We start from the raw sequence: 18,786 nt of genomic DNA on the forward strand, positions 1-18,786 counted from the left end.
GCGTGATGGGGCGGGGGCGTAAGGGGCGCGGGTGTGATGGCGTGCGCGGGTGATGGGCCGCGGGGCATTGACTCAGGGGTGCGCGGCGGGCGGACGTAATGGCGGACACGCGCATGCCGGCCCGCGGGCCATCGGCTCACGAACGCGGCATGCGGACGTGATGGCGGACACGCATGCCGACCCGCGAGGCAGGACGTGCGGCGCAGGCGGGGTGCGGCGGGCGCGCGTACCGGCCCGCGAGGCAATGACGCAGGGGTGCGCGGCGGGGGGACGTAATGGCGGACACGCATCCCGGCCCGCGAAGCAGGACGTGCGGCGCAGGCGGGGTGCGGCGGGCGCGCGTACCGGCCCGCGAGGCATTGACGCAGGGGTGCGCGGCGGGCGCGCGTACTGGCCCGCGAGGCATGACGCAGGGGTGCGCGGCGGGCGGACGTAATGGCGGGCACGCGCATGCCGGCCCGCGGGCCATCGGCTCACGAACGCGGCATGCGGACGTGATGGCGGACACGCATGCCCGCCCGCGCGGCAGGGCCTGCGGCGGGGGGCAGCGTGCGAGGGCATGTGAAAGGGCCGGACCCGGTCGGACAACCGAGGGTCGGCCCTTTCGTCACCCGCACGCCGCCGCCGTCAGCGGCAGCAGGGCGATGTCACCTCACGCCAAACAACCGGGGGGCGTCACAGCAACCCGTCCCACATCTGCTCCAGCAGCACCGACCACCAGCTCTCCGGCGAGCCGAGCGCCGCCGGGTCGAGGGCGGCGAGCTGGGCCTGGAAGTCGACGGTCCAACGGCCCGCCTGCTCCTGGTTCAGGCCGAAGCGAAGACGCCACATACGGCCGAGCAACGCCAGGCAGCGCTGGAACTCGGGCAGCCCGGTGTTCACGAACTGCGGCGGTACGGGCGCGCCGCCCGGCCCCGCCTCCACCGGCACGGCGACGATGTTCGCCGTCCCGTACTGCACACACAGCGCCCTGCCGAAGTCGCTGCCCATGACGAGGTACGAGCCCGCGTCCGACGCCGGCTGCACCCCGCGCTCGGCCGCCAGCTCCGCCAGCGTCGGAACGGGCCGCCCCGGCTGGGCCTGCGCCCAGAAGAACGGACCCATGTCCATCGGCAGCCCACCGACCACCAGGCTGTGTGCCACGACCGGCGGCACACCCTGCCGGGACACGGCGGCCTGCTCGAACCGGAAGAGCCCCGGCCCGAACGCCCCCGCCAGCTCCTGCGCCACGCCCTCCGGCGGAATCGGCGGCGCCGCCTGCACCTGCGGCAGCGGGGCGCGGACGGGCGCCGGCCGGGCGGGCCCGTCGGCCACCTGGTGCAACTCGCCCTGGTGGGCGAGCAGTTGCTGCATGCCCTGCTGCCGGCTCGCGTGATCCGTGCCGTACGGCGCGATGGACGTGATCCGCGCCTGCGGCCACTGCTCCCGGATCATCCGCGCGCAGTACGCACCCGGCAGCTCGCACGACTCCAACTCCGTGTGCAGCTCCAGCACCTGGTCCGGGGGCACGTTCATGCCACGCAGCTCATGGAAGATCTGCCACTCCGGGTGCGGCGTACCCGGCGCCGAACGCCGGATCAGCTGCTGCTCCGACCCGTCCTGGGCACGGTAGCGAAGGACGGCCTGGTAGCCGGGGCCGACGGTCGGCTGGCCGGCGGGCTGCTGGGGGTAGCCGTACGCCGGACGCTGCCCCGGGCCGGGCTGACCGGGCCCAGGCTGACCTGGCCCATGCTGACCCGGCCCAGGCTGACCAGGAGGCGGCGGAACCGCACCCGGCGGCATCGGCGGCTGGGGGGCACCGGGCGGCATACCCGGAGCACCTGGCGCCACGCCGGGGGCGCCCGGAGCCATACCGGGAGCCCCGGGAGCCCCGGGAGCGCCGGGAGCGCCGGGAGGCTGAGGCACGCCAGGGCCCTGCGGCGGCTGCGGGACGCCAGGCGCCGGCGGAGGCGGAGGCACACCGGGGCCGCCCACCGGGGGCCCCGCCAACACGGTCTCCGCATGGTGAACGGCACCGCGCGCATCGCCGGAGGAGCCCGGGGCGCCGTTTCCACCCGGCATGCCCGGGGCACCGGGAGGCTGCGGGGCGCCCGGCGGCTGCGGGGCACCGGGAGTTCCAGGTGCAGCCGGGGCACCGGGAGGGCCGGGAGGCTGCGGGGCGCCCGGCATGCCCGGGGCGCCCGGGGGCGGCGGAGGCCCGCCCATCTGCCCCGGGTCGGCCAGCACCGTGGCGGCATGATGCACGCCGCCCGAAGGAGTCCCGCCGGGCATGCCGGGCGCGCCGACGGCACCCGGCCCCTGCGGAGCCCCCGGCCCGGCAGCACCCTCAGGACCATCGGCCCCCAACGCCGAAACCAGCTGCGTCGGAACGTACCCACCCGCCGGCGCACCCGGCGTACCCGGAGCGGCCGGCATACCCGGCGCGGCCGGAGGAGGCGCCGTACCCCCCACACCCGCACCCGGCACCCCCGGCGCACCCGGCGGCGGAGGCGGCGTCGCCCCACCCCGCGCACGAGGAGGCGCCGCCTTGCTCGTCGCGGCATCCGCGATGTCCCCGGCGTTCGGCCCGAGCGGCTGCCCGGGCCCGCCCGGAGCCTGCGGCGCACCGGCACCCTGCGGATAGCCGTACGAAGGCGCACCCGGCGGAGGCGGAGGGATCGCCCCCGGCTGGGCCGTACCCGGCGCCCCCGCACCCTGCGGATACCCGTACGAAGACCCACCCGGCACCGGCGGAGGCGTGCCGCCCTGCCGCGCACCACCCTGGCTGCCCTGAACACCCGGCTCGTCGACCGCCGGTTCGACCGCCGTCGGCGGGAGCTGGCTGCCGCCCGACATCAGCGCCGTCTTGGCGTCCGGCGGCGCGGTGTCGTCACCGCTCAACGGCGGCGCGAACACCGTCTCCGGCAACGGCACGGAACGGTCCTCACCGGCATCGCCGTTGGTGTCCGTCCCGGCCCAAGGAGTCGCCCCGTCAGGCACACCGGGCATCCCCGGCCCACCGGCAGCCCCAGACACCCCAGCCGCACCGCCGGCCGAGCCCACACCCGCAGTCACACCCACACCGGCACCGGCACCGGCACCACCATCGGTGTCCGAACCCGACTGCCCGTCCCGCCGATCCGAGACACCCAGCCTGTCCGCCGCCTCCTGCAACCACTCCGGCGGAGTCAGCAGGAACGACGTCTGGTTCAGATCCATCCGAGCCGGGGCGGCCGGCGCCGGATCCGGAACCGCGTCGGGACGGCCGTACTCCTCCTCGTACCGGCGAATCACCTCACCCACCGGCAGCGAAGGCCACAACGTGGCCTCACCACTGTCCCGGGCGATCACCAGCCGCAGCGCACCCCCATCCGAACGCGGACCGTCCGCACGGTCCTCGCCCCACACCACGAACCCGAGCTCGAACTCCCGCACCCGCACGTCACGATGCTGGTACGACGGCACATCCCCGTTGATCCACTCTTCCGCGCGCTCCTGCGCCTGTGCGAACGTCACCATCGCGAAGCTCACTCCCCCACAGCCGCGGCAGCCACGGGCACCGCATGCGCGAACCCACCGTCCACCATCAGATTCGCGACCGTCTCCAACTCCGGCGGAGAACCCGCCAGTCGGGACAGAAACGCGTCGAAGTCCTCACCGCACGGCACCAACAACCGCTCCACCCGCTCGGCCGGCGACCACGACGGATCCACGTCCCGCGCGTCGTCGTACGCGCAGAACCACACCGAACCGAGCCGCTCGCCCTTCACCTTCACGGTCAGCAACCCGCCCTGGACGAACCCGACGCCCAAGTAGTCCTTGGTCAGATGGTCCCGCAGACACTTGTTGACGTAGACCAGGTCATTGACCGCCGCCTCGTCCCGCACCGTGAAGAACGGCTGGTCCACCAGCAGCCCCAACTCCGCGTCCAGAGCCGTCCCCACCGGCGCACAACCCCCCGCCGCCTTCAGAAACGACCGATACGCACCCGGCAGCCGATACCCGAGATCCTCCTCGACCCCCAGCACCTGCGACTCCGTCACCGCCACACCCGACTTCGGCAACCCGAAGTGCGCCGGCCGCGTCTCCTGCAACGGCCGCGTCCCCCGCTTGTTCTGGTCCACCGTCGACGTGGCGATCCCACCGTGATGCCGCAGCAGCGCCTTCACCTCGACCGGCACCAACTCCAGCCGCCGCGAACCCACCACGTGATGCCACGTCCAGCCGTGCGGCGTCGCCACCGCCGGAATCGTGTCCCACAGATCGTGCCCCGACGCCGCCAACGCCGCGTTCGCCGACACATAGTCCGTCAACCGCAACTCGTCGACACCGAAACCCTCCGGCGGCTCCGCGATCTCCGCCGCCGCCCGCGCATACGGCGAGAAGTCGGGGTAACCACGCTCGTCCACCCGTACTCCTCTCGGGTGACGGGCCGCCCGAACCGGATCCGGGAAATGCACGACCTGCCCGGCGTAGGCCGCGTTCGGCGGCGCGGCTTGCTGCCCGAGCCGACCTGTCGTCATGGCGGTTGCCCCCTGCGGCGTTCTGATACCGACCCGCCATGACCACACTCGGTCACAACGCCCCGGTATCTGCTGTCTCGTCTGCCTCCACGCGTCACCGCATGGAAAGCGGTGCCGACAGCCTAAGCGGTACGACGACACCGGTCACCGGCACCGGGCACGACCCCCTCCGCTTCCGTGACCAGCCGTCACCCCGCCGTGACAGCCCGCCCAAACCCGGGCGTGTCGCACGGCCCCAGCTTCCGCACCCGCCACGCCTTTTGGCACTCTGTGACGTCCGAGAGCATGCCCGGGGGATGCTCGGGAGGGGATGATGAACATGAACGCGACGCAGACAGGCCCACACTCAGCGAGTTCCGGCGACCCCCGCATCGGCTGGAGCGCCGCCGAAACACCCCACGCGCCGACCCTCCGTCACCGCCGCGACGGCATACTCCCGACCGTCGCCGCCGCCCTCTCCGTCCGCGGCGCCACCCTCACCGGCACCGCCGCCCGCGGCGACCAACCCCCACCACTGCACCACCTCGTCCAGGACTTCCTCGACACCCTCACCAGCTCGGAACGCGACCGCTTCACCGGCCGCTGCGCCGAGACCATCCTCATCTCCCGGCACCTCGCCGCCGCCGACGAGGCCCGCAGCAAACGCGCCGCCCGCAAACCCATGACCAACGGCGAAGCCCGCAAAGCCCTCAAACAGGCCAAACTCACCGCCCGCCGCATCCGCGAGGACGGCGACCCCCTGCACGGCAGCTTCGCCGCACCCTGCCGCGCCTGCACCGCCCTCAGCGCCCACTTCGGCGTCCACATCGTCGACCCGACACCGACCGGCAACTGACCCCACCCACCCCCACCCTCACGCGCTCCCGCACCACGCACCACGCACATCACACGGACGAGAACAAAGGGCCGATGCAAGCCGACCGCACCTCAACCACCCGCTTCCCCGTCCCCGTCGACGCCACCCTGCGCGCCGCCGGCTGGCAACCCGGACGCTGGGACATCAAACAGGCCGAATACTGGGCCGACACCCTCCGCGACCACACCTCACCCGCCGGTCACCGCCACGCCGTCTTCCCCGCCGCCGTAGAAGCCTGGGCCGAATTCGGCGGACTCCACCTCACCCCCACCGGCCCCGGCCGCCAGGTCGCCCCCGCCCACATCCACTTCGACCCACTCCACGGCCTCCACATGGCCCGCACCCTCGGCGACCTCGGCCGCGCCCTCGACACCAAGGTCTGCCCCCTCGGCGCCGAAACCGACACCCGGGCCCTCCTCGCCATCGACACCGAAGGCCGCATCTACGCCCTCGACCACACCGGCGACTGGTACCTCGGCCCCGACATCGACCAAGCCCTCGCCGGCCTCGTCTCAGGCATAGAGCCCGCCCGCCTGACCGCCGGCTGAACCCGGGGACAACGAAGAGCGCCTACGCCGCCGGAATCACCGCCGACACCCGAAAACCCCCCGCATCCGTCGGCCCGGACACAAACACCCCGCCCAGCCCCACGACCCGCTCCTTCATCCCCACCAGCCCATTGCCCCCCGACGGCAACCGCGCCGACGACGCCGACGACACCTCCGGCGGCGGCTCGTTCTCCACCTGCATCGCGATCTCCGACACCCGATGCGCGAGCCGCACATGCGTCTTCGCCCCCGCCGCATGCTTGTGGACGTTCGTCAACGCCTCCTGCACCACCCGAAACGCCGTCTGCTCCACCTCCGGCGCATACGACCGCGACTCCCCCTCCACGGACAGATCCACCACCATCCCCGCAGCCGCCGACTGCCCGATCAACTCATCCAACTCGGACAGACAAGGCCCCTCGGCACCACCCTCGTCCCCACCGCCGCCCATCTCCCGATCAGCGGCCGCGGCAGCGGCAGCCCCCACAGCGGCAAGCGGTACGACAACCCGCTGAACCTTCTCCGCACTGCCACTGCGCAGCACACCGAGCATCTCCCGCAACTCGGTCAACGCCTGCCGCCCCATGTCCCCCACGAGCGCGGCATTCCGCACGACCTTCTCAGGATCCTTCCGAGCCACGGCCTGCAACGCGGCGGCATGCACCACCATCAAGCTCACCCGATGCGCGACCACGTCATGCATCTCCCGCGCGATCCGAGTCCGCTCCTCGTTCCGCGCCCACTCGGCCCGCTCCTCCGCCCGCTCCGCGAGCAACTGAAGCTCCCGCTCAAGACTGTCGGCCCGCTCCCGCAGACTCTCCATCAACCGCCGCCGAGCCCCCACATACAGCCCCAGCAGCAGAGGAGGCGCGGTCACCCCGAGAGCCGTCGTGAGCGAGGCAAGCGGCACAACCCAGTCCCCGAACGTCAGATCCCCACTGTCCACCCCCTGCCGCACCCACACGAACGTCACGATCAGCATCCCGACGAACGACATCCCCGCCAGCGAGGCGATGATCCGCCGCGGCAGCTCGGAAGCGGCGAGGGTGTACAGCCCGACGATGCCCATCAGGAACCCCATCTGGGCGGGCATGACGGCAATGGACACGAGCACCACAGCAATGGGCCACCGCCGCCGCAACACCAGCACCGACCCGGCCAGCACCCCGAACACAACCCCCGCGGCCTCCGGAATCCCGGCATCCCGCGCGAACCGAACCCCCTCGCCCCCGCACTCCAGCGCCGACACCACGGCCAGACTCACGTCCAGCACCGCACTGCGCACCCTGCCCCACCACCACGGCCCCGCCCCCGGTGGCGGCGCCTCTGTGTGGGCTTCCCCCGTCGTGGTCATGCCTCCAGCCTACGGGCGCCCCGGCCCGGTTTTCCGGTGAGTTTTGTGGACTGGCCTACACCACAGCACGTAACCGAACGGAAGCGAAACCACCCGATATCCCTCGAACTGCTGAATCGCTCACCGTTCGACCCCGGAACCGATCATTCCGGCCGGACGGTATGCCTATGGCACATCCACAGGGCAAATACGCCAACTTCGAGGGGCTGCGGGAGCAGGCGGTGGCACTGCGGCGCGCGGGACTCAGCCGACGACAGATCCGCGACCGGCTGCACGTCGACAACAACGACATCCTCAACCGGCTCCTGGAGGGCGAGCCGGCACCGGAATGGACGAAGCGACCGAACGCGAAGGACGACCTGAGGGACAGGGCGAGAGAGCTGCGGCTCCAGGGCTGGACGTATGACCAGATCCAGGTGGAGCTGGGATGCTCGAAGAGCTCGGTGTCGCTCTGGGTGCGGGATCTCCCGAAGCCGGAGCGCAAGCGCACCCCCGAGCAGGCGGCAGAGATCGCGCGACGAGGCTGGGAAGCGAAGCTCCGCATCCGCGACGAGGAGCGGCAGCACACAAAGGAGACCGCCAAGCGGGCGGTCGGCAAGCTGTCGCCGCGGGAACTGTTCCTGGTAGGCGTGAGCCTGTACTGGGCCGAGGGCGGGAAGGACAAGCCGTACGACCGCCGCGAGAACGTCGCCTTCGTCAACAGCGACCCCGGCATGATCGAGGTCTTCCTCGCCTGGCTGGACCTCCTCGAAGTCGAGCGTGAGCGCCTCCGCTTCGCCGTAATGATTCACGAGACCGCGGACGTCGCCGGAGCCGAGCAGTACTGGGCCGACTTCGTCGGCGCCGACCGCTCCGCGTTCAACAAGACGACCATCAAGAGGCACAACCCGAAGACCGTGCGCAAGAACGTCGGCGATTCCTACCGGGGTTGCCTCGTGATCAAAGTGCTGAAAGGTGCCGACCTGTACCGTCGCATCGAGGGCTCCTGGTACGGCATAGTGTTGTCCGTGCGCGAAGCCGATCAATCAAATCGGGCATAGTGCGCAATTGATCCCGGATCGTCTAAGGGCAGGACAAACGGTTTTGGTCCGTTGAATGAGGGTTCGAATCCTTCTCCGGGAGCTCACAGCACAAACCCTTGGTTCGGGCCCTGACAGCCAAGTCAGGGCCCGCTCCCATGTCCCTCACGAAACGCCCCGGTATCCTGCGGATGTCACCCCACCCCCTCCACAGCCGAAGGGCATCCCGTGAGCGCCATTCGCCCGGCAGCCGTCGTCGTTCTCGCAGCGGGTGAGGGCACCCGTATGAAGTCGGCCACACCCAAGGTCCTGCACGAGCTCTGCGGACGCAGCCTCGTGGGTCATGTGCTCGCCGCCGCACGCGAGTTGCAGCCCGAGAATCTGGTCGTGGTCGTCGGGCACGCGCGCGAGAAGGTCACCGCGCATCTCGGCGAGATCGACCCCGGCGTACGCACCGCCGTGCAGGCTGAGCAGAACGGCACCGGGCATGCCGTACGGATGGCCCTGGAGGAGCTCGGCGGCGCGGTGGACGGGACCGTGGTCGTCGTGTGCGGCGACACTCCCCTCCTCACCGGCGAGACGCTGACGCACCTCGCCGCCACCCACTCCGCCGACGGCAACGCGGTCACGGTGCTGACCGCCGAGGTCCCGGACGCGACCGGGTACGGGCGGATCGTGCGTGACGCTGCCTCCGGGGCGGTCACGGCGATCGTCGAGCACAAGGACGCGACCGAGTCGCAGCGGGCGATCCGGGAGATCAACTCGGGTGTGTTCGCGTTCGACGGGCAGTTGCTCGCGGACGCCCTCGGGAAGGTGCGTACGGACAACAGTCAGGGCGAGGAGTACCTCACCGACGTGCTCGGGATTCTCCGCGAGGCCGGTCACCGTGTCGGTGCCTCCGTTGCCGCCGATCATCGGGAGATCGCCGGGATCAACAACCGTGTGCAGCTCGCCGAGGCCCGGCGGATTCTGAACGACCGGCTGTTGACCCGCGCCATGCTGGACGGCGTCACCGTGGTCGACCCCGCCACCACCTGGGTCGACGTCACCGTCACTTTCGAGCAGGACGCCATCGTGCACCCGGGCACCCAGCTGCAGGGTTCCACCCACGTCGGTGAGGGTGCGGAGGTGGGTCCGAACAGCCGGCTCACGGACACGCGCGTCGATGCCGGTGCCCGCGTCGACAACACCGTGGCCTACAGCTCTCACGTCGGGCCGGGCGCGTCCGTGGGGCCGTACGCCTACCTCCGCCCGGGTACGCGGCTGGGTGCGAAGGGCAAGATCGGTACGTACGTGGAGACGAAGAACGCCTCGATCGGCGAGGGGACCAAGATCCCGCATCTGTCCTACGTCGGTGACGCGACGATCGGTGAGTACTCCAACATCGGTGCCGCGAGTGTCTTCGTGAACTATGACGGACAGGACAAACACCACACGACGGTCGGCTCGCACTGTCGTACCGGTTCGGACAACATGTTTGTGGCTCCTGTCACGATCGGGGACGGCGCGTACACCGCGGCGGGCTCTGTGATCACGAAGGATGTGCCGCCCGGTTCGTTGGCTGTGGCCCGCGGTCAGCAGCGGAATATCGAGGGTTGGGTGGCTCGTAAGCGCCCGGGTAGTGCGGCCGCGAAGGCGGCTGAGGCGGCGTCCCGTCCGGGGGAAAGCGAAGACTGACCGGAAACGGGTGCGTCGGACACGGCGTACCGTGATAAGTGCACATCCGCACCCCACCAGCTGAGACGGCTCGTCGCGCCCAGCGGCGTGGTCTCTCGACACCCAGCTGAGACACCTCTGAGGAGACAGTGCTGTGACCGGGATCAAGACGACCGGCGAGAAGAAGTTGATGTTCTTCTCCGGCCGCGCCCACCCCGAGCTTGCCGAGGAGGTCGCCCAGCAGTTGGGTGTCGGGGTTGTCCCGACGAAGGCCTTCGATTTCGCCAACGGTGAGATCTATGTCCGTTATCAGGAGTCGGCGCGTGGTGCGGACTGCTTTGTGATCCAGAGCCACACGGCTCCGATCAATCAGTGGATCATGGAGCAGTTGATCATGATCGACGCGCTGAAGCGTGCGTCGGCTCGCTCCATCACGGTGATCGTGCCGTTCTACGGTTACGCGCGGCAGGACAAGAAGCACCGTGGGCGTGAACCGATTTCGGCGCGTCTGATCGCGGATCTGATGAAGACGTCGGGTGCTGATCGGATCCTGACGGTGGATCTGCACACCGACCAGATCCAGGGCTTCTTCGACGGCCCTGTCGATCACCTCTTTGCCCTTCCTCTCCTCGCGGACTATGTGGGTGCGAAGGTCGACAAGGCGAAGTTGACGGTTGTCTCGCCGGATGCCGGGCGGGTTCGGGTGGCGGACCGCTGGTGTGACCGGCTGGGTGCTCCCCTTGCCATCGTGCACAAGCGGCGGGACAAGGATGTGGCGAACCAGGTGACCGTCCATGAGGTCGTGGGTGAGGTCAAGGGCCGGGTGTGTGTCCTGGTGGACGACATGATCGACACGGGTGGCACGATCTGTGCGGCTGCGGACGCGCTGTTCGCTCATGGTGCGGAGGACGTCATCGTGACGGCCACGCACGGTGTGCTGTCGGGTCCTGCCGCGGACCGGTTGAAGAACTCGCGGGTGAGTGAGTTCGTGTTCACGAACACGCTGCCGACGCCGGGTGAGCTGAGCCGGGATCTGGACAAGCTGACGGTGCTGTCGATCGCGCCGACGATCGCGAGTGCGGTGCGTGAGGTGTTCGAGGACGGTTCGGTGACGAGCCTGTTCGACGAGCAGTAGGGCGTGGCGCCTTTCGCTTGATCGATTTCTTTGCGGCCTTCCTTGCCGAGTAGACTGCTTCAGTTGCTCGGCGAGGGAGGCCGTACCGCTTCATTGGAAGTCGTACGGCGATCCGTTATCGACGCGCTCTTCGTAGCAGGCCGTTCGTGGCCGGGTGACCACGTCCGTTTCCAGCTTCTACGAGGAGTGATCATGTCCGAGGTCAAGATCTCCGCTGAGACCCGTACCGAGTTCGGTAAGGGTGCCGCCCGTCGTATCCGCCGTGACAGCAAGGTTCCCGGTGTTCTGTACGGTCGCGGTTCCGACCCGATCCACCTGACCCTCCCGGGCCACGACCTGCTGCTCGCGCTGCGTACGCCGAACGTCCTGATCTCGCTGGACATCGACGGCAAGACCAACGAGCTGGCGATCCCGAAGGCCGTGCAGCGTGACGCGATCAAGGGCTTCCTGGAGCACGTCGACCTGCAGCTGGTCAAGCGCGGCGAGCAGGTCAACGTCGAGATCTACGTCCACACCGAGGGCGAGCTGGCCCCGGGTGGCAACCTGCTGGAGCACGTCCTGAACGCGCTTCCGGTCGAGGCCGAGGCCACGCACATCCCCGAGTCGGTCACCGTCTCCATCGAGGGTCTGACGGCCGGCGACTCCGTCCTCGCCAAGGACATTCCCCTGCCGAAGGGCACCAAGCTGGCCGTCGAGGGTGACACGGTGGTCCTGCAGGTCCTGGCCGCGCAGGCCGAGGAGGCCGCGGAGGGCGAGGCCGGGGGCGAGGAAGTCGCCGAGGCCTGATCTTCGGCTCTGGCAGAGGCGTGATCCTCGGCTCTGTCATCGGTTTGTCAGCCGCTGTTCCCGATGGGGGGCAGCGGCTGGCGCGTATCAAGGAGATGGACGTGACGAGCGACCCGAGCGCCCCTTGGTTGATCGCCGGCCTCGGCAATCCGGGGCCCGATTACGCGATGAACCGGCACAACGTCGGGTTCATGGTGGCGGATCTGCTGGCTGGGCGGATCGGGGGGAAGTTCAAGCGGGCCGGTAAGGCTCAGGCGCAGGTCGTGGAGGGGCGGATCGGGCCGCCGGGGCCGTTGAACCGGCGGGTGATTGTGGTGAAGCCGATGTCGTACATGAATCTCTCTGGTGGTCCGGTGAACGCGCTGCGGGATTTCTACAAGGTGCCGGTGGGCAATATCGTCGCTGTTCATGACGAGTTGGACATCGACTACGGCATGTTGCGGTTGAAGCTGGGTGGCGGCGACAACGGGCACAACGGGTTGAAGTCGATGACGAAGGTGATGGGTTCGGATTATCACCGGGTGCGGTTCGGGATCGGGCGGCCTCCGGGTCGTATGCCGGTGGCGGACTTCGTGCTGAAGGATTTCGGGTCGGCGGAGCGCAAGGAGTTGGACTACTTCGTGGACCGGGCGGCGGATGCGGTGGAGTGTCTGGTGATCGAGGGGTTGGAGCGGGCGCAAAGCACGTACAACTCGTGACTTGTCCGCCCACTCCAACGGGCTGGGTTTGACCGGGCGTAGGGGCATGGCCAAGGATCGCGGCCATGCCTTCTGCCGTTGTTTCCAGTCAGGGCGCTGTGGCCGTGCTGCGGTTCGGGCGTTTCGCGGCGATGGGTACGGTCGCGGTGCTGATTCTGATCGCGGGTGTGTGGGCGTCGTGGGGTACGGCGCACCATGTGATGCTCACGAAGGGGCGGGAGAGCGGCACGATCGAGGTGTCGCGGTGTGGTGCGCACACGTGCAGTGGGCCGTACTCGCCGATCTCGTCGGGGTCGCAGCCGCGTAGGTCGGTGGTCATCGAGAAGAACGTGGCGGTGCGCGAGGGGCAGACGTACACCGTCGTGGTGAAGCCGGGGAGTGACGAGGTCGTTCGGTCCGGGCCGGCGGGTGTTCTGTACGCGTGGGTGCCGTTGGGTGGTGCGCTGTTGCTGGCGTCGGTCGTCGTCGCAGGTGGGCTGCGGCGGACGCGGGTGGCGTGGGTGATGGCGGGGTCGGGGATCGCGTTGTTGACGGCGGCGTTCGTGACGGTCTGAGGTTTGAGCCGTTCTTCATATCTGTGGAGGACGTGAGTGTTGTCTGTTCGTGATTGACCTGGGGTCAGTCCGGGCTGGATGCTGAGCCGCCCCCTCCACATCTTCCCGTTCCTTTCACGAAGATGGACTACTGCCTCATGCGAACCCTCTCCCGCGTCGGCGCTCTGTGCGCCGTCGCCGCGGCCGCTGTTTTCTCCGCGCCGGCCGCCGCCCATGCCACCGGTTCCGGTGACGACACGTACACCGTGCAGCTGCGGCAGGAGCTGCCGCGTACTTCGACCACCGACGACGGTGGTGCCCCGCAGGAGGGGCGGGATGAGTGCCCCGGTATTCCGGAGGGGCAGGACGGCTGGCACTTCGTGCTGCCCGGGAACTCCTCGGACTTCGTGAAGCTCACGGTCACGTTCGAGCCGGGCGGGCAGCAGGTGGTGACGGACTTCGGTCCGCCGTCCGACAAGCACGCCTACGTTGCCTCGCAGCCGGGCGCGGAGCTGACTTCCGCGGTGGCCGAGGTGCGCGGCGGCGATCTGGAGCTGTTCAACCTGTCGCACACCTGCCCCGCGACGGACGGCGGGACGCCCAGCGCGACGCCGACAGAGACGCCGTCGGAGACGCCGGGCACGCCGGATCCGACCAACGGCGGTGAGGAGACCACCCCCGCCGAGGAGCCGACGCAGGGTGAGTCCGCCGAGGCTTCCGAGGAAGCGGCTCCGGCTGTCTCCTCCTCGCCGTCCACGCAGGGAGGCGACGGCGAGGGCGACCTCGCGGAGACGGGCAACGGTGCGCCGGTGGGCCTGCTGTCGGCGGCCGCGGCCGTGCTGCTCGCCGGGGGCGGTTACCTGATGTTCCGTCGCCGTAAGGCCTGATCAGCGACACAACGGTGCCCCCGCTCTCGTACGAGGTACGAGAGCGGGGGCACCGTTGTGTGTGCGTCAGCCGGTGTTGCGCAGGCCGGCCGCCACGCCGTTGACGGTGAGGAGCAGGGCGCGGGCGAGCAGCGGGTCGGGTTCGGCGCCCGCGGCCGCGGCGTCGCGCTGGCGCTTGAGGAGGGCGACCTGGAGGTAGGAGATGGGGTCCAGGTAGGCGTCGCGGATGGCGAAGGTCTGCTTGAGGACCGGTGTGGCGTCGAGGAGTTCCTCCTCGCCGGTGATCTTCAGGACCTCGGAGACGGTGAGTTCGTGTTCGGTGCGGATGGTGTCGAAGACATGCTTGAGGTCGTCGGGGACGAGGGTGTCGACGTAGTGGGCGGCGATCCGCAGGTCGGTCTTGGCGAGCGTCATCTCGACGTTGGAGATGAAGTTGCGGAAGAAGTGCCACTGCTCGTGCATCTCGTCGAGCACGGTGTCCAGGCCCGCCTCGCGCAGTGCCTTCAGCCCCGATCCCACGCCGAACCAGCCGGGGACGATCTGCCGGGACTGGGTCCAGCCGAAGACCCATGGGATGGCGCGCAGTCCGTCGAGGGAGACGCCTGATCCGGGGCGGCGGGAGGGCCGCGAGCCGAGGTGCAGGTCGGCGAGCTGGTCCACGGGCGTGGACGCGAGGAAGTACGTCGGCAGGTCCGGGTCCTCGACGAGCTTGCGGTACGCGGCGTGCGCGGCGTCCGAGACGACGTCCATCGCGGCGTCCCAGCGGGCCAGCGCCTCGGTGGACTGGCGCGGGGCCGTGTGCAGGGCGGAGGCCTGGAGGGTGGCCGCGACGGTCAGTTCCAGGTTCTCGCGGGCCAGGGACGGCACGAGGTACTTGTCGGAGATGACCTCGCCCTGTTCGGTGACCTTGATCTCGCCTTCGAGGGTGCCCCAGGGCTGGGCGAGGATGGCGTCGTGGGAGGGGCCGCCGCCGCGGCCGACGGTGCCGCCGCGGCCGTGGAAGAGCCGCAGACGCACGCCGTACCGGTGCGCCACGTCACGCAGGCGCCGCTGCGCCCGGTGGATCTCCCACTGGCTGGTGGTGATGCCGCCGAACTTGGAGGAGTCGGAGTAGCCGAGCATGACCTCCTGGACGTCGCCGCGCAGGGCCACGAGCCTGCGGTACGACGGGTCGGAGAGCATGTCCTCCAGGATGGTGTCGGCGGCCTTGAGTTCGTCGGTGGTCTCCAGGAGCGGGACGATGCCGATCTTGGCCCAGCCGGCGTGCAGGTCGATGAGGCCGGCCTCGCGGGCGAGGACGGCGGCGGCGAAGACGTCGTCGGCGCCCTGGCACATGGAGATGATGTACGACTCGATGACCTCGGGTCCGAAGACGGCCAGGGCCCGCTTGACGGTCTGGAAGACGCCGAGGGTCTTCTCGCCGGCCGCATCGACGGGCGCCGGGGTGGGGGCGAGGGGCCTGCGCGAGCGGAGTTCCTTGGCGAGGAGCTTGGAGCGGTAGTCGCGGGGCATGTCGGCGTAGCGCCAGGACTCCTCGCCGAGGCGGTCGAAGAGCTGGCCGAGGGCGTGGTGGTGGGCGTCGGCGTGTTCGCGGACGTCCATGGTGGCGAGCTGGAGGCCGAACGCGGACAGGGTGCGGATGGTGCGGTCCATGCGGCCGTCGGCGAACAGGCCGCCTCGGTGTGCGCGCAGTGACGCTTGGATCAGCTTGAGGTCGTGCAGGAGCTCGCTGGTGCCGAGGTAGTCGCGGCCGGGCTCGTGCGGGATGTTCCTGGCCAGGCGGGTCTTGGTGTTCTCCAGCTTCTGCCGGATGCAGGTGGCCTTGAGCCGGTAGGGCTCCTCGGCGTTGAGGCGCTTGTAGCGGGGGCTGATCTCGGGGAGGGCTTCGAGGTCGGCCTGGAGGGACTCCAGGAGCTCCTCGGTGGCGCCGGTGTAGCGGATGGAGTTGGACAGGAAGCCGCGCAGCTCGTCGATCATCTCCAGGGCGTCGTTGATGCCGTGTTCGTGCTGGAGGATGAGGACGTCCCAGGTCACCTGGGGGGTGACGTTGGGGTTGCCGTCGCGGTCGCCGCCGATCCAGGTGCCGAAGGTCAGCGGGCGGGTGTCGTCGGGGAGCTTGTGGCCGACGCGCTCCAGTTCCGCGGTGAGGTCCTCCAGGACGTCGCCGACGGCGCCGGCGTGGAGTTCGTCGAGGTAGTAGATGGCGTTGCGGGCCTCGTCGGCGGGCTCGGGGCGTACGACGCGGAGCTCGTCCGTCTGCCATACGAGGTCGATGTTCTCGGCCAGTCGGGTGTCATGCCGGCGTCGGTCTCCGTCGAGGACGGGGGTCTCCAGGAGGGCTGCGATGCGCCGGAGCTTGTTGAGGACGGAGCGGCGGGCGGCCTCGGTGGGGTGGGCCGTGAAGACGGGGCGCACATTGAGGTGCTTGATCGTCTGGCGCAGGTGTTCGGCGTCGGCGTCCTTGAGGCGGTCGGCCGTTCGGGCGAGGAGGCCGCCCTCGGCGGCGCGCCGGGCGCGCAGCTCGCGGCCTCGGTGGACCTGCTCGGTGACGTTGGCCAGGTGGAAGTAGGTGGAGAAGGCGCGGACCAGCTTGGCCGCGGTGTCCAGCTCCGTGCCTCGCAGCAGCTCGGCTGCGGCCTCGCCGTCCTCGCGGGTGAGGCGGCGGACCTTCTCGACGAGTTCCAGCAGCTCGGGACCCTCCTGGCGGACGAGGGTCTCGCCGAGCAGGTCACCCAGTCGGCGGATGTCGGCTCGCAGCTCGGTGCTGGTGGTCGCCTGGGACACGGTCTGGTCGTCGGCACTGCTCACAGGTGCGGCTCCTTGCAGTGTTGAAGCTCGTCCGGGAGGGGAACCCGGGGCCGGGGACCGCGCGGCGGGGGCCGCATACGGCTCCTGGCATCCGGAAGAAATCAGAGCGGACCGCGCTGTCCGACCGACTCCAAGGATAGGTGTCCATGCGGACGCGCAGACTCTCGGGCTCTTGCCGCCGGGCGACGCACTGCCATACTTACGACGCCGTAGGTTACGGAACCGTAGGGACCGTTGTAACGGAACCTGGGAACAGTTCCCGAGAACCCCGGCACCTGTCTCAACCCTCGAAACCCCACAGGGGACGCCCATGACCACGAGCTCCGATGTGATCGAAGACGCCCCGAAGGCGAACGACGACACCATGACTTCCTCAGCCACGCTGGGCGGCGAGAAGAAGGGGTCGCTCGAGCAGTTCGCGCTCCTCCTCTTCATCGTCGTCCCGTTCCTGGCGCTCGCCGCCGCAGTGCCGCTGGCGTGGGGCTGGGGCGTGAGCTGGCTGGACCTCGGTCTGCTGGTCTTCTTCTACTTCTTCGCCTGCCATGGCGTCACGATCGGCTACCACCGCTACTTCACCCACGGTTCCTTCAAGGCGAAGCGTCCGCTGCGCATCGCGCTCGCCGTCGCGGGCTCGATGGCGGTGGAGGGCCCGCTGGTCCGCTGGGTCGCCGACCACCGCAAGCACCACAAGTTCTCCGACGCGGAGGGTGACCCGCACTCCCCGTGGCGTTACGGGGAGACCGTCCCGGCGCTGATGAAGGGCCTGTGGTGGGCACACATCGGATGGATGTTCGATGAGGAGCGGACGCCGCAGGAGAAGTACGCGCCGGATCTGATCAAGGACCGGGCGATCCGCACGATCTCCCGTCAGTTCATCTGGTGGACGGTGCTGTCGCTGGCCCTGCCGGCGCTGATCGGCGGTCTGGTGACGATGTCCTGGTGGGGCGCGTTCACGGGCTTCTTCTGGGGCTCGCTGGTCCGGGTGGCCCTGCTGCACCACGTCACCTGGTCGATCAACTCGATCTGCCACGCGGTGGGCAAGCGGCCGTTCAAGTCGCGTGACCGTTCGGGCAACGTGTGGTGGCTGGCGGTCCTGTCGTGCGGCGAATCCTGGCACAACCTGCACCATGCCGACCCGACCTCCGCGCGGCACGGTGTGGAGCGTGGGCAGATCGACTCCTCGGCGCGGATCATCCGCTGGTTCGAGATGCTCGGCTGGGCCTCCGACGTGCGCTGGCCGTCACGCTCGCGTATCGATTCGCGCCGGAACACCGAGGAAGGCGGCTCCCGGCGCGGGAAGGAACCCGCGAAGGCGGCATGATTGACGCCGTGGCGACCGACTCCAGCAGTACCCCCGGCAATGACAAGCAGCGGCGGACGCGCCGCACCCGGATGACCGGGGCGGAGCGCCGCCAGCAGCTGCTGGAGATCGGCCGCACCCTGTTCGCCGCGAAGGGCTTCGAGGGCACGTCGGTGGAGGAGATCGCGGCGAAGGCCGGGGTGTCCAAGCCGGTGGTGTACGAGCACTTCGGCGGCAAGGAGGGCCTGTACGCGGTCGTGGTGGACCGGGAGATGCGCCGTCTGCTGGACATGGTGACCAGCTCCCTGACGGCCGGCCACCCCCGGGAACTGTGCGAGCAGGCGGCTTTCGCGCTCCTGGACTACATCGAGGAGTACACGGACGGCTTCCGCATCCTGGTCCGTGACTCGCCCATCCCCCAGTCGACGGGTTCCTTCGCGTCTCTCATCTCGGACATCGCCACCCAGGTGGAGGACATCCTGGGCCGCGAGTTCAAGAGCCGCGGCTTCGACCCCAAGCTCGCCCCGCTGTACGCACAGGCCCTGGTCGGGATGGTCGCGCTGACCGGCCAGTGGTGGCTGGACGTCCGCCGTCCGAAGAAGGCGGAGGTGGCGGCCCATCTGGTGAACCTGGCCTGGCACGGGCTGGACGGGCTGGAGCCGAAGCCGCGGCTGATAGGGCACCGCAAGAGTTAGCCCCAAGAG

General features: G+C 69.7%; 15 protein-coding genes and 1 tRNA gene. 12 read left to right on the forward strand and 4 right to left on the reverse strand.

Annotated features, from left to right (window positions below):
• Positions 1 to 675: 675 nt before the first annotated feature.
• Both ACTMVF_RS06815 and ACTMVF_RS06820 read right to left on the reverse strand, forming a co-directional pair.
• Positions 676 to 3,498: an SUKH-4 family immunity protein gene (locus ACTMVF_RS06815; protein WP_441270023.1), complete on the reverse strand. Its 2,823-nt coding sequence runs from the start codon at positions 3,496 to 3,498 to the stop codon at positions 676 to 678.
• An 8-nt stretch (positions 3,499 to 3,506) separates the two neighbouring features.
• Positions 3,507 to 4,502: an SMI1/KNR4 family protein gene (locus tag ACTMVF_RS06820; RefSeq protein ID WP_441270024.1), complete on the reverse strand. Its 996-nt coding sequence runs from the start codon at positions 4,500 to 4,502 to the stop codon at positions 3,507 to 3,509.
• A 310-nt stretch (positions 4,503 to 4,812) separates the two neighbouring features.
• Here ACTMVF_RS06820 and ACTMVF_RS06825 point away from each other — a divergent pair, with 310 nt between their 5' ends.
• Both ACTMVF_RS06825 and ACTMVF_RS06830 read left to right on the forward strand, forming a co-directional pair.
• Positions 4,813 to 5,337 (forward strand): YwqJ-related putative deaminase, encoded by a 525-nt coding sequence (locus tag ACTMVF_RS06825; RefSeq protein ID WP_441270025.1) that lies wholly within the window; start codon positions 4,813 to 4,815, stop codon positions 5,335 to 5,337.
• Between the two features lie 74 nt (positions 5,338 to 5,411).
• On the forward strand, positions 5,412 to 5,906 hold the full coding sequence (locus ACTMVF_RS06830) for an SUKH-3 domain-containing protein (RefSeq protein WP_441270026.1): 495 nt from the start codon (positions 5,412 to 5,414) through the stop codon (positions 5,904 to 5,906).
• A 22-nt stretch (positions 5,907 to 5,928) separates the two neighbouring features.
• Here ACTMVF_RS06830 and ACTMVF_RS06835 read toward each other — a convergent pair whose 3' ends face one another.
• Positions 5,929 to 7,260: a sensor histidine kinase gene (locus tag ACTMVF_RS06835; RefSeq protein WP_441270027.1), complete on the reverse strand. Its 1,332-nt coding sequence runs from the start codon at positions 7,258 to 7,260 to the stop codon at positions 5,929 to 5,931.
• A gap of 167 nt (positions 7,261 to 7,427) precedes the next feature.
• Between ACTMVF_RS06835 and ACTMVF_RS06840 the strand changes: the two genes are divergently transcribed.
• The 8 genes from ACTMVF_RS06840 to ACTMVF_RS06875 all read left to right on the forward strand — a co-directional run bounded on the left by ACTMVF_RS06840 (position 7,428) and on the right by ACTMVF_RS06875 (position 13,974).
• Complete coding sequence (locus ACTMVF_RS06840) at positions 7,428 to 8,300, forward strand: hypothetical protein (RefSeq protein WP_441270028.1); 873 nt, start codon at positions 7,428 to 7,430, stop codon at positions 8,298 to 8,300.
• Positions 8,301 to 8,311: 11 nt separating this feature from the next.
• A tRNA-Gln gene (locus ACTMVF_RS06845) sits at positions 8,312 to 8,382 on the forward strand.
• Positions 8,383 to 8,507: 125 nt separating this feature from the next.
• Entirely contained in the window at positions 8,508 to 9,956 is a 1,449-nt protein-coding gene (glmU, locus tag ACTMVF_RS06850) for a bifunctional UDP-N-acetylglucosamine diphosphorylase/glucosamine-1-phosphate N-acetyltransferase GlmU (RefSeq protein WP_441270029.1), read from the forward strand.
• Positions 9,957 to 10,089: 133 nt separating this feature from the next.
• Positions 10,090 to 11,070: a ribose-phosphate diphosphokinase gene (locus tag ACTMVF_RS06855; protein WP_441270030.1), complete on the forward strand. Its 981-nt coding sequence runs from the start codon at positions 10,090 to 10,092 to the stop codon at positions 11,068 to 11,070.
• Positions 11,071 to 11,262: 192 nt separating this feature from the next.
• Complete coding sequence (locus ACTMVF_RS06860) at positions 11,263 to 11,856, forward strand: 50S ribosomal protein L25/general stress protein Ctc (protein WP_441270031.1); 594 nt, start codon at positions 11,263 to 11,265, stop codon at positions 11,854 to 11,856.
• A 95-nt stretch (positions 11,857 to 11,951) separates the two neighbouring features.
• The gene (pth, locus tag ACTMVF_RS06865) at positions 11,952 to 12,554 is read left to right on the forward strand and encodes an aminoacyl-tRNA hydrolase (protein WP_441270149.1); all 603 of its coding nucleotides are present in this window, start codon (positions 11,952 to 11,954) and stop codon (positions 12,552 to 12,554) included.
• 65 nt (positions 12,555 to 12,619) lie between these two features.
• Complete coding sequence (locus tag ACTMVF_RS06870; RefSeq protein WP_441270032.1) at positions 12,620 to 13,108, forward strand: hypothetical protein; 489 nt, start codon at positions 12,620 to 12,622, stop codon at positions 13,106 to 13,108.
• A 137-nt stretch (positions 13,109 to 13,245) separates the two neighbouring features.
• Positions 13,246 to 13,974, forward strand: a complete 729-nt coding sequence (locus ACTMVF_RS06875; RefSeq protein ID WP_441270033.1) for an LPXTG cell wall anchor domain-containing protein — start codon at positions 13,246 to 13,248, stop codon at positions 13,972 to 13,974.
• Between the two features lie 66 nt (positions 13,975 to 14,040).
• Here the strand turns inward: ACTMVF_RS06875 and ppc are convergent, their stop codons facing one another.
• Positions 14,041 to 16,782 (reverse strand): phosphoenolpyruvate carboxylase, encoded by a 2,742-nt coding sequence (ppc, locus tag ACTMVF_RS06880; RefSeq protein WP_441270034.1) that lies wholly within the window; start codon positions 16,780 to 16,782, stop codon positions 14,041 to 14,043.
• Positions 16,783 to 17,092: 310 nt separating this feature from the next.
• Between ppc and ACTMVF_RS06885 the strand changes: the two genes are divergently transcribed.
• Complete coding sequence (locus ACTMVF_RS06885) at positions 17,093 to 18,103, forward strand: acyl-CoA desaturase (RefSeq protein ID WP_441270035.1); 1,011 nt, start codon at positions 17,093 to 17,095, stop codon at positions 18,101 to 18,103.
• A complete protein-coding gene (locus ACTMVF_RS06890; RefSeq protein WP_274239636.1) occupies positions 18,100 to 18,777 on the forward strand; it encodes a TetR/AcrR family transcriptional regulator in 678 nt (225 codons plus the stop codon). Before ACTMVF_RS06885 ends, ACTMVF_RS06890 begins: the two co-directional genes overlap by 4 nt.
• The last annotated feature ends 9 nt before the right edge of the window (positions 18,778 to 18,786 follow it).

The sequence above is a fragment of the Streptomyces sp. SD31 genome (genome assembly GCF_052068475.1).
In the GTDB taxonomy this organism is placed as follows: domain Bacteria; phylum Actinomycetota; class Actinomycetes; order Streptomycetales; family Streptomycetaceae; genus Streptomyces.